This window comes from Sphingobacterium sp. UT-1RO-CII-1 (assembly GCF_026711005.1).
In the GTDB taxonomy this organism is placed as follows: domain Bacteria; phylum Bacteroidota; class Bacteroidia; order Sphingobacteriales; family Sphingobacteriaceae; genus Sphingobacterium.
Map to the genome: position 1 here is coordinate 740,146 of NZ_JAPPVJ010000001.1, position 16,709 is coordinate 756,854.

12 protein-coding genes are annotated in these 16,709 nt (G+C 39.1%); 1 reads left to right on the top strand and 11 read right to left on the bottom strand.

The window, feature by feature from the left end; translation table 11 throughout:
• Window positions 1–77 precede the first annotated feature (77 nt).
• Window positions 78–1,181: a tetratricopeptide repeat protein gene (locus ORI89_RS03010; protein WP_268228945.1), complete on the bottom strand. Its 1,104-nt coding sequence runs from the start codon at window positions 1,179–1,181 to the stop codon at window positions 78–80.
• A gap of 403 nt (window positions 1,182–1,584) precedes the next feature.
• Between ORI89_RS03010 and ORI89_RS03015 the strand changes: the two genes are divergently transcribed.
• A complete protein-coding gene (locus tag ORI89_RS03015) occupies window positions 1,585–3,714 on the top strand; it encodes a carboxy terminal-processing peptidase (RefSeq protein ID WP_268228946.1) in 2,130 nt (709 codons plus the stop codon).
• Window positions 3,715–4,108: 394 nt separating this feature from the next.
• Here ORI89_RS03015 and ORI89_RS03020 read toward each other — a convergent pair whose 3' ends face one another.
• The 10 genes from ORI89_RS03020 to ORI89_RS03065 all read right to left on the bottom strand — a co-directional run bounded on the left by ORI89_RS03020 (window position 4,109) and on the right by ORI89_RS03065 (window position 16,699).
• Entirely contained in the window at window positions 4,109–5,545 is a 1,437-nt protein-coding gene (locus tag ORI89_RS03020; RefSeq protein ID WP_268228947.1) for a c-type cytochrome domain-containing protein, read from the bottom strand.
• Window positions 5,546–5,549: 4 nt separating this feature from the next.
• Complete coding sequence (locus ORI89_RS03025; protein ID WP_268228948.1) at window positions 5,550–6,425, bottom strand: sugar phosphate isomerase/epimerase family protein; 876 nt, start codon at window positions 6,423–6,425, stop codon at window positions 5,550–5,552.
• Window positions 6,426–6,519: 94 nt separating this feature from the next.
• Window positions 6,520–8,016: a DUF1501 domain-containing protein gene (locus tag ORI89_RS03030; protein ID WP_268228949.1), complete on the bottom strand. Its 1,497-nt coding sequence runs from the start codon at window positions 8,014–8,016 to the stop codon at window positions 6,520–6,522.
• A gap of 11 nt (window positions 8,017–8,027) precedes the next feature.
• On the bottom strand, window positions 8,028–10,787 hold the full coding sequence (locus ORI89_RS03035; protein ID WP_268228950.1) for a DUF1553 domain-containing protein: 2,760 nt from the start codon (window positions 10,785–10,787) through the stop codon (window positions 8,028–8,030).
• Window positions 10,788–11,100: 313 nt separating this feature from the next.
• Window positions 11,101–12,381, bottom strand: a complete 1,281-nt coding sequence (locus tag ORI89_RS03040; RefSeq protein ID WP_268228951.1) for a replication-associated recombination protein A — start codon at window positions 12,379–12,381, stop codon at window positions 11,101–11,103.
• Window positions 12,382–12,448: 67 nt separating this feature from the next.
• Window positions 12,449–12,892, bottom strand: a complete 444-nt coding sequence (locus ORI89_RS03045; RefSeq protein WP_268228952.1) for a hypothetical protein — start codon at window positions 12,890–12,892, stop codon at window positions 12,449–12,451.
• 176 nt (window positions 12,893–13,068) lie between these two features.
• Window positions 13,069–13,908 (bottom strand): MBL fold metallo-hydrolase, encoded by an 840-nt coding sequence (locus tag ORI89_RS03050; protein WP_268228953.1) that lies wholly within the window; start codon window positions 13,906–13,908, stop codon window positions 13,069–13,071.
• A gap of 54 nt (window positions 13,909–13,962) precedes the next feature.
• Window positions 13,963–15,390, bottom strand: coding sequence for an L-serine ammonia-lyase (locus ORI89_RS03055; RefSeq protein ID WP_268228954.1), 1,428 nt, complete (start codon window positions 15,388–15,390; stop codon window positions 13,963–13,965).
• Between the two features lie 200 nt (window positions 15,391–15,590).
• Window positions 15,591–16,199, bottom strand: a complete 609-nt coding sequence (locus tag ORI89_RS03060) for a hypothetical protein (RefSeq protein WP_268228955.1) — start codon at window positions 16,197–16,199, stop codon at window positions 15,591–15,593.
• Window positions 16,199–16,699: an RNA polymerase sigma factor gene (locus ORI89_RS03065; protein ID WP_268228956.1), complete on the bottom strand. Its 501-nt coding sequence runs from the start codon at window positions 16,697–16,699 to the stop codon at window positions 16,199–16,201. Before ORI89_RS03065 ends, ORI89_RS03060 begins: the two co-directional genes overlap by 1 nt.
• Window positions 16,700–16,709: the final 10 nt, after the last annotated feature.

A 16,709-nucleotide genomic window follows, 5' to 3' on the forward strand; every position in this document is an offset into this window, starting at 1 on the left:
AGGCATGCCATCTAAACCAGACTATGGTATAACATACAAAGATAATTTATTTTAACGGATATGGGAAAAGCTTACCGCTAGAGATTGAACAGTTCTAACCGCAATAAAAGATAATGATCCAATGCAATCTGCGCCTCGACAAATTGGTTTTCGTCCATATAAATTTGCCCTAAACGATCGACGATAGCTAGCTGCAATAACTTATTATCTTCAGATTTTGCAAGCTTATCAGCATTTAAGAACTCTTGCTGCGCTACTTTAAAATTTTGCTGCGCAAACTTTGAAAAAGCAAGCATGTATTCAATTTCTGCCAAATCTGCCGTCAAATTATTTTTAAGCGCTAAGTCTCGTGCTTGAATAAGAAACCATTGCGCTTCTGTGTGTTTATCCTGCAGGTGGTATATTTTAGCTAAAACCTCCCAGGCAGCAACCTTTCGTCCGTAAGCTTTGGCTCTATTTAACATAGGAATAACCTTACGTATGATGGTATTCTCAGCTGTATTAAAGTCTTTACTTTCGGCTTGTATATGTGCTATTTTAGTCAAAGCAACAGCCTGATCGACAACATTTTTCTGCCGCAGAGTTTCTTGATAATAGGCTTGCTGAAATAACATAGCCTGCTCTACATCTCTTTTATACAAATAGATACTTGCCAAGTTGTTCTGTATTGCAGCGATATCAGACAGTTCATGAGTTTGTAAAGCTGCTTGCAATGCCGAATGTAACAATGTAAGCGCCCTGTCTACAGCCCCCTTTCTTAAGGCCTCCTCTGCAAAACTTTGCAACAGACCATAAACTGCGTAATGATTTTCCTCATCGACCTGTTGCTGTATACGCTGCTCCCATTGCTCATCATTTTCGGGCTTAGGCAATAAAAAATATTGGATATGAGCTGTATTTGCTGTAAAGTTGAACCGCTCTGTAAGATGTTGTAATTCTAAAGCTCTAGTTATACTGTCTCGAAAATGGGCCTTTTCACTATAGCGATCTACCAATATTTCTGCAAGAGTTCGCGGAGGAGGTAATATATAGACTTTTGGTCCAATGCCATCAAATGTTTTATCGTATTTTTCAATTGCACGAATAGTATCTATACTTTCTTGTGCCCATGCAAACTTTGTCAGAGAAAAGAAGCCTACAAGAAGTAGGGCTATATATTTTGTCAATTTACTATACTGCATATATTTTGTCTTTGTGGTGTTTTACATATCCAATCTACATTTTTCACTGCTGTTCTGAAACTATAGAAACACAGCAGTTCATTATTCTTTTTGGACAGATAAGACAGTCAAACTTACATAAATTCAGTTTTATGTACAATAATAATTACTTTACCCCCTTGATGTTACTATCTAATGTGAAAGCTAAAATTGCTTTAGACACAGATTCTTTACACAACATTTAACGGCTTTATCTGTTATATATACAAGGTTTATTACCGAAAAAAGTAAATTAATTCTAATTTTTCTCTGTAAGTATCCTTTTGTGCTTCGTTTTCAGTATTTTTAGCGCATCTTAAATTTTAATAATAAATTTAGCTTGAGAAAAAGAGAATGATAAATGTATTTAAAAAATCTATCTTATATGTTTAAGAATTTTGTAATTGGTCTGGCATTAATTTCTATAGTTGCCTGTGGATCAAAACCCCGAGTAAATTTAGAAGAGGGGACCTTGGAGCTTAAACCTTCTGCGCAACATGAAGTAATTGCCACAGAGGTTACGAATCTCCTTGAAAATTACAGCTATAAGAAGGTTCCGATGAATGACTCTGTGTCGGCTATTGTTTTTGACAATCTAGTGAAATCAATGGATCAAGGACGCAATTATTTGCTAGCGTCTGACCTGGAGGATTTCCAGCAATTTCGTAAAACCATCAGTCAAGATTTTAAGAAAGGCGATCTATCTGCCCCGTTTTACATGTTTAATATATATTCTAAGCGGTATTTAGAATGTTTAGAATATGCCCTCAGTCAAGTAGATGTAGAACATAATTTTGATGTAGATGAAAAGTATGCGGCATACCGCGAGAAGCTTCCTTATTTTAAAAATGACGACGAACTGAAAGATCAATGGCGCAAACGCGTTAAATATGATTTATTAAATTTACGTCTAGCTTCAACAGACAAAGATTCTGTAGAAACAAACACTGAAAAAAATAAAGAAAATCTACGTAAAAGGTATAAAAATTTGATATCACAGGCTAAAAAGACGAATTCAAACGATGCTTTTCAGCTCATTATAACAGCACTAACAGACGCTGTAGATCCACATACTACATATTACAACCCGTCCTTTGCTCAAGCATTTAACGAAGGCATGTCCAACACGTTAGAAGGCATAGGTGCGCGACTGCAAATGGACAATGAAATGCTGACCGTTAAAGAGGTTATCGCAGGAGGACCTGCTTTTAAAGATAAAAGTATAAATGTAGAAGACAAGATTATAGGGGTGGCGCAAGGTACAGACGGTGAGTTTGAAGATATAGTGGGCTGGCGAATCGATGTTGCTGTAGCGAAGATAAAAGGTCCGCAAGGCACTGTTGTGCGTTTGAAAGTGATTCCCGCTGGCCAGGAACTGACCGCTCAGCCTAAAATTATAGAGTTAAAACGCGAGAAAATTGTCATCTCCGAGGAATCTGCCAAAAAAGAAGTTAAGCAGATAAAAGGCGAGGATGGTAAAATGTATAAAGTAGGATTAATAAAACTTCCTAAATTTTATATTGACTTTGAAGCCTACCGTAAGCGGGACCCTAACTACAAAAGCACAACCAGAGACGTGCGCCTAATACTGGATAGCTTACGCCAAGAGAATGTAGATGCAGTGGTTTTAGATTTACGCAATAACGGAGGAGGCTCCCTACAGGAGGCTATTGAACTTACAGGTTTGTTTATAGATAAAGGCCCTGTGGTACAAGTTCGTGACGTACGAAACCGCGTAGAGGTGGATAGCGACCAAGAGGCCGGCGTATCTTGGGATGGCCCATTCGGTGTATTAATCAACCGATTCTCGGCTTCCGCATCGGAAATTTTTGCCGGAGCTATACAAGACTATGGACGTGGATTAGTCCTAGGATCACAATCATTCGGTAAAGGAACTGTTCAATCAGCTATTGATATGTCTCGCTTTATAAGTGCGACAAACAAACTTTTATTGAAAGCTAAAGGAGAAAATAAAGACCCAGACACACCTAACGGAGCGCCTGAATTTGGACAGATAAATATTACGATGGGTAAATTTTATCGCGTGACAGGTAGCAGCACCCAACATAAAGGTGTAGAACCTGATATTGTTTTCCCTACGCAATATAGCGCAGAAAAGTTTGGAGAAAGTTCTGAACCTTCAGCTTTACCTTGGGATCAAATAAAACCCACGACCTTTACTAAGGTAGCAGATATGAGCAACATCACGGCTGACCTACAAAAGATACATGCTGCACGGATGGACAAATCGCCAGAGTTTGCTTATTTATTGGAAGATATCGAAGAGTTTAAAAAGTTTGATACCGTACAAAAAATATCTCTTAAACAATCAGAATTACAAAAAGAGCGTGAAGAGAATAAAAAGAAAAACAGAGCACGCGTGAATAAAGGCTTAGAGCTACGGGGCTTACCGCTTTGGAAAGAAGGAGAGCCACAACCTAAAACGGACTTTGACTTTATTTTAGATGAAAGCCTACAGGTAATGGCAGATTATATTCAACGCACAAAACAATAAGCAAAACATAGATAAATATTTTCAAATCATAAAAGGTCGAATAAATCTTATAATTTATTCGACCTTTTTTATACGGACATTTCTACCACAACCTAAAGCTTTTTCTTTGCCAATAGGCTACTTTTAAACTACCCTATATTCCGACTTATTAATACCTAAAAACATAATCACGATAAGGTAAAACGTATTCTGAGGCAGTAATGAAAACTTACAGTGATTTAGAAAGGCAAAAAGAAATTAACGTAAAATAAAAGACAGATTGTACGTTTAAAACAAAGGTTTGATAAAAAAGAAAGGTTTTCAAACGGGGAGAATGAAAACCTTTGCTAACCAATTATAAACCTAAATTATGATACCACAAATATACGTGTAATTTCTACACTAAGCAAGCTTTTTAAAACTTAATTGTATCTGTCTCTAAAAAAGGTAATAAATATTTACCTGTATCTACATTTGACTCTGCCAATTTCTCTCGTACATACTGCACACCCTCAGCAGTTACGTTAGTTTGGTAAGTATAAATATGTTTTAATGAGGGAATGTCGGCTAAAGATCGTATACCTTGATCAGAAACTCCGACCCCAAACAGATTGATATAATTTAACTTCTGATGCCCTTTTAAATGTGCTAGCCCAGCATCAGTAATTTTCGTGTGTTCAATATGCAGCTTGAGCAGATTAGAAAAAGTAGCGATATCTTTGAGTCCTTCATCAGATAACGCACTATTTCCAATTTTTAATTGAACAATATTGTCTTTGAACTTGAGCAAGTCCTTCATGTCTGCATCAGAAAAATCAGGATAATTAACAGTATTAATAGCAACGTAACTATTGCCGTCAGCAATGGGCAACACTTTAATGCCTTTTGCCTGAAGCGCATCGATCAAATCTTCTGGTAACTTAGCAGCCTCAGGTAAATTTGCATATTCGGACTGAGCCTCTTCACTTCCCCCTTCTTCCAACCGCTTCAATATTGCAGCTATTTCGTCAGACTGCTCCAACTCTCTAGCTTTACTTTCAAAATTGGCCCCCGTACTAATCCACCAACCTATTAATTTTATTTGATCGTTTGTAATAGGTGTGCGCCCTTTGGGCGGCATACGCCCTTCGTGCCCTTCAGGTAATATAAGACGGGCATACAGCGGACTATTATCTAAATCACCAGCTTTTAATGCAAGCCCCTCTTTACCCCCCTTTAATAGGCTGGGCATATCGTGCAAAGCAAAATCTCCTTCCTGTTTTTTATCACCATGGCAACTTTGGCAGCGTTGTGCCAAAATAGGCTGAATAATACCTTCATAAACCTCAGCTTCCTGCGCATCGGCTAGCAGGGGCAATGTTTCAATTTCTGATTGCATGCCTACGGCATTTTTTATTACCGTGGGCAGCGCCTCTTTCAGATAGCCTTTACCATGAGTCAGTGTTCCACCATAATGGCCTGTAAAGCCCAATAACAACATGACAACCACAAAGACGATAAACTTATAGTTTCTGATTTTCAGGACAAAGCGATTTTGTATCTTTTCATTATATAATGTAAAAGTCAGTAAACTAATAACTGCCACTGCTATTCCTAACCACTGATGGTAATCAAGCGTCTCTTGCTCGTAGCCGCCATTTAACGACAATAGATAGCCCGTAACACCTGCAAAAACCGCAGCTATACTTCCAGTCAGTAGGACAAAAGGAATAGCTGGCACCAACTGTTTATTTTTTTCAAACCTTGCTACACAGGCCATCATAAAACCGACAACCAACATGCCAATTGGTAAATGCACAAACAGCGGATGCCACCTTCCTATGAACCCCAATAACTCATTAAGAAATTCCATTGGTTTAGTGTCTAGCTTTAATGAGGTTCATCATATACACATTGATATCCCACTGACTGGCAACTGGCTGCCTCGTATAAGGAAGTGTGGGCATATAATCGGCTGGTCCAAACTCTGGAGTAATAGTCATGTGTTTAGCTCCTTTTTCCTTGTGAAGACGTATAACCTCATCCCACCAGATTAAGTGTTGATCTACGACACTTTTCCACTCAGGCGCCGCAGGATCATTAACCTGTGGGGCCTGAGGCTGCCCTACACGCGCATGAATATGCCCTGTACGTGATATTGCCAATGCTACAGCTTCTTTTTGATCGCCTAACATCGACTCATGTACATTACACCAGTGGGAGATATCGAGCGCTAAGGTCAAATGAGGTATTGCCTTTAAGAAATCTGCGGTCAAATGCGCAGCAAAAGTAAAACGGCCTCGATGAGTCTCATGATATACAGGTATTCCACTATTTGTACTTATTTGTTGGCCAGCCTCAACCAACTTGCTGTTTTGCTCAAAGGTATAATAATCTTTACCCGTATGGCAGTTGATATAATCAGGTTTAAATCGAGTTGCGTTTTGAACATTGCTGACAAAACTTTCGTAATACTGCTCAAAAGTTCCTCCGCCTCCCCCACTTAGTAAACCCAAAGACAGATCATATTTATGTAATGCCTCTGTCAAAGCTTCCTGCTCTTCTTTTGACCCCGGCAACCATGTCTCTACACCATCATAGCCTGCGGCTTTTACTTTTGCACAAAAACTATCCCAAGAGCCTGACATTCCCCAGTTTGTAGCATAAAACTTCAGTTTAAAATCCTTATTCTCCTGCGCACTTAGCACCATTGTTGCAAAAAGTAAAATTATTATCGTATATAATCGATTCATTATTTAATAATTGTGTTTGTATATCTCATACCCCTAAACTGTTGGAGTGTCTTTTTTATATTGTTAATTTTCCCTTCAAAAAAATATTCTCTTATTACACGATGGCAGAGATCAGTTCGCCATGTACGTCTGTCAGTCTGAATGGTCGACCTTGAAATTCGTATGTGAATTTTTCATGATCGAAGCCAAGCAAATGTAGCATAGTCGCATGCACATCATGCACTGAAGCTCTTCCGCTAACGCCTTCAAACCCTATTTCGTCCGTCTCTCCGTAAGAAATACCATTTCTAACACCTCCGCCTGCCATCCATATTGTGTAAGCGTCGGTGTGGTGGTCACGTCCTAAAAACGCCATTTCGCTATTGTCTCTATTCTCCTGCATTGGTGTACGCCCGAACTCTCCGCCCCAAACGACCAATGTATCATCTAACAATCCACGTTGTTTAAGATCCATAATTAAAGCCGTCATTGGCCTATCAATCTCACGGCATTTATTACGGAAACCCAAATCTATAGAATCTGCAGCATTTGTACCATGACTATCCCACCCCCAATCAAAAAGCTGTACAAAACGCACACCTTGTTCTACCAACTTACGTGCTAATAGACAGTTGTTTGCAAAAGACTCTTTCCCAGGCTCTGTTCCATACAATTCATGAATATACTCGGGTTCAGAGCTGATATCCATCACTTCTGGTACTTCTGCCTGCATCTTATAGGCCATTTCATACTGCGCAATCCGCGAAAGAGTTTCAGGGTCTTTGAAGGTGTTATACTCTTCTTTATTTACTTCATTTATCGCATCGATAGCATGTCTTTTTAAACCTCTGTCCATGCCGTCAGGGTCGGCAATAAACAATACAGGATCTCCTTTTGAGCGGCATTGTACCCCCTGATAAACAGAAGGCAAAAAGCCGGAACCCCAAACACTTTTACCAGCATCAGGAGTTTTTCCCCCTGAGGTTAAGACAACAAAACCTGGTAAATTACTATTTTCAGAACCCAGCCCATATGTTACCCAAGAACCAATACTAGGCCTTCCTAAACGCGCACTTCCTGTATGCATAAATAATTGAGCAGGACCATGATTAAACTGATCTGTATGGACCGCCTTTAAAAAACTAACCTCATCGACAACTTTTGTAAAATGTGGCAAATGGTCAGACACCCACGCTCCACTTTCACCATATTGTGCAAATGTTGCTTGTGGGCCAAGCATTTTAGGGGTACCACGTATAAAAGCGAACTTCTTGCCTTCAATAAATGAAGGCGGGCAAGCTTGGTTATGCAACTTATGTAAAGCCGGCTTATAATCGAATAACTCTAACTGTGAGGGCGCTCCGGCCATATGTAAGTATATAACACTTTTTGCTTTTCCTGGAAAATGGGGGGCTTTCGGGATCAGCGGGTTTAAGGCATTTAAATCAAACCCGCCCGCTTCAGTAGCGCCACTACTTCCACAGCTCGCTAATAAACTCCCTAATGCGATGCCCCCGATTCCTGCAACGCAATCCTTTAAAAAGTGTCTACGCGTAACAGCTTGTAACTGCTGCTGCTCCACTTCTTTCATTAACCTATTAAAGTCTTTCATTCTCTTTTAATTTAAGATTTGGTTAAAAACTCATCTAAATTCAGTAGCGCATTAGCCACAACCATATAAGCTGCTTTTGAAACCACATCTGCTTTTTGCTGATCTTCCGAATTTAAGCCCATAAACTTTGCTGCCTCCCTAGGTTTAGCCTTAAAATTATCTACCGCTTGCTCGTAGAGTTTCTCGAGTGCAATTATTTTGTCTTTCGTCGGATCTTTATACATGATACGTTTATAGCCAGCAGCTATAATTTTTTGGCGATCTCCTTTTCCATCGCTTTCCATAATTTCTGCCAAATGCTTAGCTGCTTCTATATAAACAGGGTCATTGAGTGTAGTCAATGCCTGCAGTGGTGTGTTTGTCCGTATTCTATCTACCAAACACACCTCGCGACTGGAAGCATCAAAAGAAATAAATGATGGATATGGGCTCGTCCGCTTCAAGAAAGTATACACACCTCTTCTAAATTGGTCTTCGCCTTCACTTTTCCGCCAAGACTCGCCGCTATAAACAGTCATCCATACACCATCAGGTTGATAAGGCATGACACTAGGTCCATACATCTTATTGCTCAACAGCCCGCTTACTTTTAAGGTCTGATCTCTGATCTGCTCTGCAGATAGCCTAAAACGAGGTCCCCTTGATAGATAATAGTTTTCAGGATCCTTTTCAACTTGTTTATTATTCAAAGATGACGACTGTTTGTAGGTTGAAGACATCACTATATACTTCATTAGCTTCTTAATACTCCAATCTTTCTGATGCATCAAATCTAAAGCCAAGTAGTCTAATAGCTCTTTGTGTATAGGAGGTGTACTCTGTGTACCCATATCGCCTAAAGGCTCAACTAAACCTCTTCCAAAAAATTGCGCCCAAACACGATTTACAAGGGTTCGAGCAGTCAATGGGTTTTCTTTACTAACGATCCATTGGCTAAAGCCTAATCTATTTTTCGGTGCATTTGTCGGGAAAGGATTCAGAACCTCGGGAACCATTGGCTGCACCTCGTCACCATGTGCTAACCAATTTCCTCCTTCAAAGACATGTGTTTTACGACGCATGTCTTTAGGGTTTTCAATCATGACAGGCACACTCTGCGGATGTGTATTAACTAACTGTAAAAACTTGTCCTGCACGTTGAAGCCTCCACCAGGACCAGCTTCTGGGAAAGCTTCCCTAAAAGCAAACCACTCAATCATACAGATGGGCTGATCTTTAGCTGCCGCACTGTTCTTAAATACTAAATACAGATCATGTACGCCAGATTCTTCTTTTATTTCGGAAACAATAACACGCCTTCCCCCTGTTGCTGGCAAAGAAACATTCGCCAATAGCGGACCACTGACACTTCCTTTCCTAATCTCCATCTGCCCACCTTGTAGGGAGGTCCAAAAATTCATGTAGAGTTGTCGTTTACCATCCAAGGTTATATTTTTCAACCTTGCATGCCCTCCGTGCCTTATTCCTAACCACTTCGTATCATACAATGCTCCGTTGTTTAATTCATCGCTATAATGCGCATGAATTTTTGGTTCTAATGTATGTAGAAATAAATCCGCTGATTTTACTAAATCAGCAGCGCCATTATTAGCAAGCCAATGTTTAATACTATCGACTTTAAGTGCATCTGCTTTTTCATAAAATCTCAACCTAGGATGGTCCCCCTCTGTATCTTCGTCTCTGGTATTATTAAAGAATGCCAAAGAGTTATAGTATTCCTCAAATTTAAAAGGATCGTAGGTATGACTATGACACTGAACACATTCAAAAGTCGTGCTTAACCATACTTGATATGTAGTATTCACCCTATCCATTACAGCGGCTACACGAAACTCTTCACTATCTGTTCCCCCTTCATCATTATTCATCGTGTTACGATGAAATGCTGTTGCAATCAATTGTTCTTTGGTAGGCTCCGGAAGAAGATCCCCAGCTAATTGTTCGATAGTAAACTGATCGAAAGGCATATCATCATTTAAAGCTTTGATTACCCAATCACGGTAAGTCCAAATCTGTCGTGAACCATCTTTCTCATAGCCTTTAGTATCTGCATATCTCGCCATATCTAACCACCAAGAGGCCCATTTTTCACCGTATTGTACCGATGTTAGCAAACTATCTACCCGGATCTCATATGCATCATCTCGCTTATCGTTAATAAATTCTTGAACTTGTTCTAAACTCGGTGGCACACCAACAATATCCAAAAAAACTCTTCGCAATAGGGTTTCCTTATCTGCTTCTTTCGAAAAGGACAACCCATTTTCTTTGAATTTATCAAGCACGAAGTAATCGATATCATTTGATATATCTCCGGGTTTTTTACCAAATAGACTTGAAAAAGAAAAAGGTTTTGGCACTTCTACTTTTTCTGGCAAAACATAAGCCCAATGTTCTCCCCACTTGGCACCCTCGTCTATCCAACGGGTGAGAATGTCAATTTCCTCTTCACTAAGTTTAGGTGCATTGTAGGGCATACGCAACTCGTCATCCTCTATAGTTAAGCGACTGATAAACTCACTATTAAGAGCGTCTCCCGGGATGATCGCTTGCTTACCCGATTCTGCAACGGCAAAAGCCTCTTCTTCGAAAAGCAAACTGAACCCTCCGCTTTTCTTCACCCCTCCATGACAAGAAATACAATGTTTATTTAAAATAGGCTTAACATCAGCGCTAAAGTCTATAGCACTGTCTTCTTTCTTAAAAGCAAAAAAACCAACAGCGACAACAACTACTAATATGGCTCCTATAACGGCTAATCTTTTATTCATTTTACTATAACTGGCTAAAAACCCTCTAATTATCAATGACGGAATTATTCTAATTCAAATATAACATCAAAAAAACTACAGTAATATGTACAAAAACATCAAATAGATGTATTATATTCTTTTATACATATCCGATCTATAAAAAAAATTAAATCTAACTAGAAGAAATAAACAATAGGCAACTAAAAGCTACTAAGACAAAAGTAGCCAAAGGAAGGCAGCAAAAAACCAACTAAATTACCCGATAGCACAACTATATTACCCGAAGGAATGTGCAAATTTCATGAAAAACACATGTTTAGTTAAAAAACTATCAGTAGCCGTACTTATCTTTCCATTTTGATTTCAGGCTTTCACGGAGTTTATTCTCGGCAGGATTACTGCCAGGCTCATACAGTAATGCTCCTTTTAACTTATCAGGCATAAACTCCTGTGCTATAAAATTGCCGGGATAAGCGTGCGAGTACTTATATTCTGCTCCGTAATCCAGCTGCTTCATCAGCTTAGTGGGTGCATTGCGCAGGTGTAAAGGGACCGGAAGGTCGCCTGTTTGTTTAACAAGCGCCTGTGCTTTATTTATAGCCTCATAAGCTGCGTTACTTTTCGGTGAAGAAGCCATGTAGGTCACTGTTTGTGATAAGATAATACGCGACTCGGGCCACCCGATAACATTCACCGCCTGAAAGCAATTATTTGCCAATAATAAAGCATTGGGATTGGCATTTCCAATATCTTCTGATGCAAGTATCAGTAATCTTCTTGCGATAAAAGAAGGGTCTTCCCCTCCCTCGATCATGCGTGCAAGCCAGTAAACCGCTGCATTAGGGTCGCTCCCCCGAATAGATTTAATAAACGCAGAAATAATATCATAGTGCTGCTCTCCTGTTTTATCATACAACGCCATATTTTGTTGAACCTGCCGCAAAACAAATTCGTTGGTAATGGTTTTCTTCTGCACAATAGCAGCCTGCACAACCAATTCGAACACATTTAAAAGTTTGCGCGCATCCCCCCCCGATATTCTAAATAAAGCTTCATACTCTTCAATCTGAACTGGGTTTTGTTGCAGGTAACTATCTTCTTCTAATGCCTGCTTTAGTATAGCATGCAGATGCTGCTCTTCTAAATGCTGCAACACATAGACCTGACAACGAGATAGCAAAGCAGAGATAACCTCAAACGAAGGGTTTTCGGTTGTTGCTCCGATTAATGTGACTAATCCGCGCTCTACAGCACCTAATAATGAGTCTTGTTGGGACTTAGAGAAACGATGAATCTCGTCGATAAAAAGAATAGATTGTTGCTGATTAAAATTGCGTAATTTCTCTGCCTTATCGATTACTTCACGAATATCTTTTACACCTGACTGAATAGCGCTAAGCGAGAAAAAAGGACGATCTAATTCTGCTGATATAAGTAAAGCTAAGCTAGTCTTGCCCACTCCGGGAGGCCCCCAAAATATCATTGAAGGGATATTGCCTTGCTCTATAGCATTACGCAACACAGCCCCCTCTCCCATAACATGTTCTTGACCGATGTAATCTGCGATACGTTTGGGACGCATACGCTCTGCTAAAGGAATTGCTGCTGCCATACTACAAAGGTAATAAAAACCGACAGGAAGGTTGTGAAATTGAGCAGACTATATGTACAGAATAGACTTATCGCATTGTTCGCCCCCTGAGGGATATAATTTCTTTTTTGAGGTCAAATATCTCCTGCTTAAGCACACTGATATCCAAGCTATGGTTTTGCAAACTAGTTTGCAAAAGATCTTTCACTACTTTGAGTTGGTCAGAGACCGATAGATCTTCAAACAAGGTCTCGTAGTTAATTTCTGCATCGTGAAAAAGCCGAGAAGTGTTTGCGCCCCCCTGAGAATATACGTTACGCAACATAGCACCTTCCCCTGTCATTAACCAATGGGCCGAATAATCAGGATATTCCTCAATGACTTTTACCAACCATTTGCTTTGAACGTCAGTGCCGTTATTCAAAGCGCGCGAAAAAACGCCTTTACTTGCGCCTATGCTAGCTTCAAAAGCTGTTAAACTTATCCTTTCAGCATCAGCAATCAATTTGACTCTTTCTATAACCGAACTCATGTACGTAAAATTATATCATAATAAACTAGTCATACAGTTATCTAAAAAAGCTTAGACTAGCATAGTTTAAAATGAAAATACGAAAAAGAAATAGAAAGCAAAACATTTTTACTGTTTAAGCAAGAAGTTAAGAGGGAACGCCAGCAGGCGTTCTGCTGAATTAAAGTATAATAAGATTATGACTCGTGAATAATTACAGATGTTTGCTGATAGACAACACTAGTTTTACGGAATAATACGTCTATTTTCTTAGTCGGTATATCGACCTGAAACAAATCTGTTTCTTGATAACGTGTAGCTACGGACAAGAGAATATCTGCACAGTGAGGCTCAAAAAGCTCTTGCACAAGCTCTACTCTATTATTTTGACCAGATAAGTGACCTAAAATCAAATGCTTAAGCCGGTTCGTCTTGTTTTCTAAAAATGCTGCTAAAGCCTGCTTATTCGAAATATGCCCTAAACCGCCCCTTATCCTATTTTTTAAATAATAAGAATATCGACCATTTTCCAACATATCTTCATCATAATTGGACTCGAGCAATAGCACATCAGAATGTTGTATAACACGTTTTACATTATCACAAACTTTACCAATATCTGTAACGATGCCTATATTTATAGAACCATCGCTCACGATAAAACTACAAGGCTCTTTGGCGTCATGATATTTGGGAACTCCATAAATTGTAAGCCCGCCGATAGATGTTTTAGCATTGGGTTCGATAATATGGATAAGATGTTCCGGCATATGCAGTCGTGACCCTTTGTAAGAGCCCGCTGTAATGTATACCGGCACCTGATAACGCTTGGCAAACACAGAAAGTCCGCGGATATGATCACCATGCTCATGCGTAATAAATATGGCTTTAATCGAAGCCGGATCAATGCCGACACTAGCCATACGAAGTAGTACATGCTTGGTATTAATACCGATATCTATTAATATTGCATCATTTCCTTTTGCGATATAATAGCAGTTCCCATTACTTCCCGAAGCCAGTGCACAATAATTCATATAGTAGACAAATATACATGAACTTCTCTAATTGACCTGGAATATGATCAAAAACTAACACTCTGGTAAACTTAAAGGCACCTTAATAGCTAAACCGCCATCTGCAGTTTCTTTATATTTGACATTCATATCCTGTGCCGTTTCCCACATCGTACTAACGACAGCATCTAAACTAACTTTGGCTTTATCTGGGTTTGATTTTAACGCTAACTGTGCTGCAGTAATGGCTTTGATCGCTCCCATAGTATTTCTTTCAATACAAGGTATCTGTACTAATCCGCCTATGGGGTCACAAGTAAGCCCTAAATGATGCTCCATTGCTATTTCAGCTGCCATCAAAACCTGGCGCTGCGAACCGCCCAAACACTCGGTCAACGCTCCTGCAGCCATCGCTGACGAGACGCCGATTTCGGCCTGACAACCACCCATTGCTGCTGATATAGTAGCTCCCTTTTTAAAGATAGAACCAATTTCGGAAGCTGTTGCGATAAACTGAATAATCTGCTTATCGTTATAAGCGTCATGAAAAGTTATAAAATACTGAAGAACGGCAGGTATAACACCTGCTGCGCCATTTGTCGGTGCTGTAACCACACGACCAAAAGATGCATTTTCTTCATTAACAGCTAATGCAAAACAACTGACCCAATCTAAAATATAACCAAAGTCGCGACCTCCTTCACGAATAGCAGTAATCCATGTATCATAATCAGTATAAGAGCGTTCCTTCAAAAGACGATTGTTCATTTTGGCGGCTCGCCGCTCTACATTTAGCCCTCCAGGCAATACGCCTGCTGTGTGACAGCCTCTATAAACACAATCTTTTATCGCTGTAAAAATATCTAAAACACCAGCTTTAGTTTCTTCCTCTCCACGCCACGCACATTCATTTTCCAGCACTAACTCCGATATTTTTAAACCTGTTTTCATACACCACACCATCAGTTCTTGTGCATTTTCCACGGGAAACCTCATATCAACCTCACTTAACACGCTTTTATTATCGTTTTCCTGCTGTACAAAACCTCCACCTATAGAATAATAGGTTTCACTATGAGCCGTACCATCCTCAAAAAAAGCCTGAAAAGTAAGCGCATTGGGGTGAAACGGTAAACTCTCGGCAAACAAAAACAAAAGATCTTCTTCATAACTGAATGCCACCTTCTTATGACCACCCAGAACAATCTCTTTGGCAGCTTTGATATGCGCCACCTTTGGCATTACCTGCTGCACATCAAAAGTAACTGGGTCATCACCACTCAATCCGAGCAGGACAGCAATGTCTGTTCCGTGCCCTACACCAGTTTTAGCTAAAGATCCATATAGTAATATTTTAACTTCCCTTACACGCTCTAATGTTCCTTTATTGTTTAGCAATTCAACGAAACGTTGTGCCGCACGCCAAGGTCCTAAAGTATGCGAGCTGGACGGCCCGATACCGATTTTAAACATATCAAAAATAGAGATTTGCTCCTGTGCCATTCACCAAAATTTAAGCTTCACAAAGCTATTGTTAAAACTCAAATATACACAGTTTTTAATATCAATTTTTAGACACTTAGCTTAAGAAAATCATAAGTAACACCATCTTAAATTAAGGATTTTACATTTTAATTTTCTATTACTGTTAATATCACCCTAAGATATTCTGTGAACTGAACAAGGCTCTTTATGATAGCCTATCATTCTATCTCGATTAGCTCCTCTTTATTCCGCTGTAATTTAGACACTAACCGCTGATAAATAATGCGATAATAAAACTTCATAACACGCAAAATAAGCTTAAAAACAAAAAACAATACGATGGAAAAAAATATAGCATAAAAAATACCATAGCTAAAAGGTTTTTCTTGAAAAACTTTCAAAACTTTCTCAAATCCAAAAAATAAAGTACTTATTCCGAAAAGGTAAATATTAAACTTAATATAAAGTTCGACCAGTCTCCTTGTTTTTACTATGGATTCAATATGATCATTAACATTACTTGTGTTTTTAACATGCCTATAATTGACAAAAAAACCATAAACAAAGTAGACAATTCCACAATAACTTATAATTTCCATTCCCCATAAAGCTACGCTATACATTACACTATACTCGTCCTCTACTTTCAGTGGAATAGCGATAGAAAAACAAACACCAACCAGCAGCTCAATAACACTAATTATAAATACCCATTTAATAATTGACCGAGATTTACCATGCAGCATTTTATTAATCTCCTGTTTACTAAACTGTTTTGGTTCACTTATTCCACTCCATGTGGTTTTTAATTTATCTAGCTCATCCATTATCTACCTCCATTTAATCTGTTCTTAATTTTAGTCTTCACACGATTCATTCTTACTCTTGCATTCCCTTCGCTAATACCTAAAGTCTCGGCTATCTCTACATAACTTTTATCTTCTAAGTACAAGTATACAAGTGCTTTTTCAATATCATTGAGCTGTCGAACTGTAGCATATATGCGATTTAACTGCTCATCTTCTCGGTTATCATACTCAGGGTAGCTGATATAATTTACTGCCACATCCCAATCTACAGTTTCTACATTTCGCTTTTTTGTACGAAAAAGAGATATCGCTGTATTTAACGCCACCCGATAAGCCCATGTCGAAAACTTAGAATTCCCTTTAAACGTAGGATATGATTTCCAAAGCTGTATAACCATTTCTTGAAACATATCTTTATGAGTTTCCTCATCAAAAGTATAGAGCCTGCATATTTTATGGAGAATATTCTGATTCTCTTCAAGCAGATTAACAAACGCTACTTCGATCTTTTTGTTCATACTAAATCCA

Bases quoted from the DNA above. Each gene is read 5' to 3' on its own strand.
- ORI89_RS03010 (WP_268228945.1), bottom strand. From the start codon at position 1,181: ATGCAGTATAGTAAATTGACAAAATATATAGCCCTACTTCTTGTAGGC.
- ORI89_RS03020 (WP_268228947.1), bottom strand. From the start codon at position 5,545: ATGGAATTTCTTAATGAGTTATTGGGGTTCATAGGAAGGTGGCATCCG.
- ORI89_RS03015 (WP_268228946.1), top strand. From the start codon at position 1,585: ATGTTTAAGAATTTTGTAATTGGTCTGGCATTAATTTCTATAGTTGCC.
- ORI89_RS03030 (WP_268228949.1), bottom strand. From the start codon at position 8,016: ATGAAAGACTTTAATAGGTTAATGAAAGAAGTGGAGCAGCAGCAGTTA.
- ORI89_RS03025 (WP_268228948.1), bottom strand. From the start codon at position 6,425: ATGAATCGATTATATACGATAATAATTTTACTTTTTGCAACAATGGTG.
- ORI89_RS03060 (WP_268228955.1), bottom strand. From the start codon at position 16,199: ATGGATGAGCTAGATAAATTAAAAACCACATGGAGTGGAATAAGTGAA.
- ORI89_RS03050 (WP_268228953.1), bottom strand. From the start codon at position 13,908: ATGAATTATTGTGCACTGGCTTCGGGAAGTAATGGGAACTGCTATTAT.
- ORI89_RS03045 (WP_268228952.1), bottom strand. From the start codon at position 12,892: ATGAGTTCGGTTATAGAAAGAGTCAAATTGATTGCTGATGCTGAAAGG.
- ORI89_RS03035 (WP_268228950.1), bottom strand. From the start codon at position 10,787: ATGAATAAAAGATTAGCCGTTATAGGAGCCATATTAGTAGTTGTTGTC.
- ORI89_RS03055 (WP_268228954.1), bottom strand. From the start codon at position 15,390: ATGGCACAGGAGCAAATCTCTATTTTTGATATGTTTAAAATCGGTATC.
- ORI89_RS03040 (WP_268228951.1), bottom strand. From the start codon at position 12,381: ATGGCAGCAGCAATTCCTTTAGCAGAGCGTATGCGTCCCAAACGTATC.
- ORI89_RS03065 (WP_268228956.1), bottom strand. From the start codon at position 16,699: ATGAACAAAAAGATCGAAGTAGCGTTTGTTAATCTGCTTGAAGAGAAT.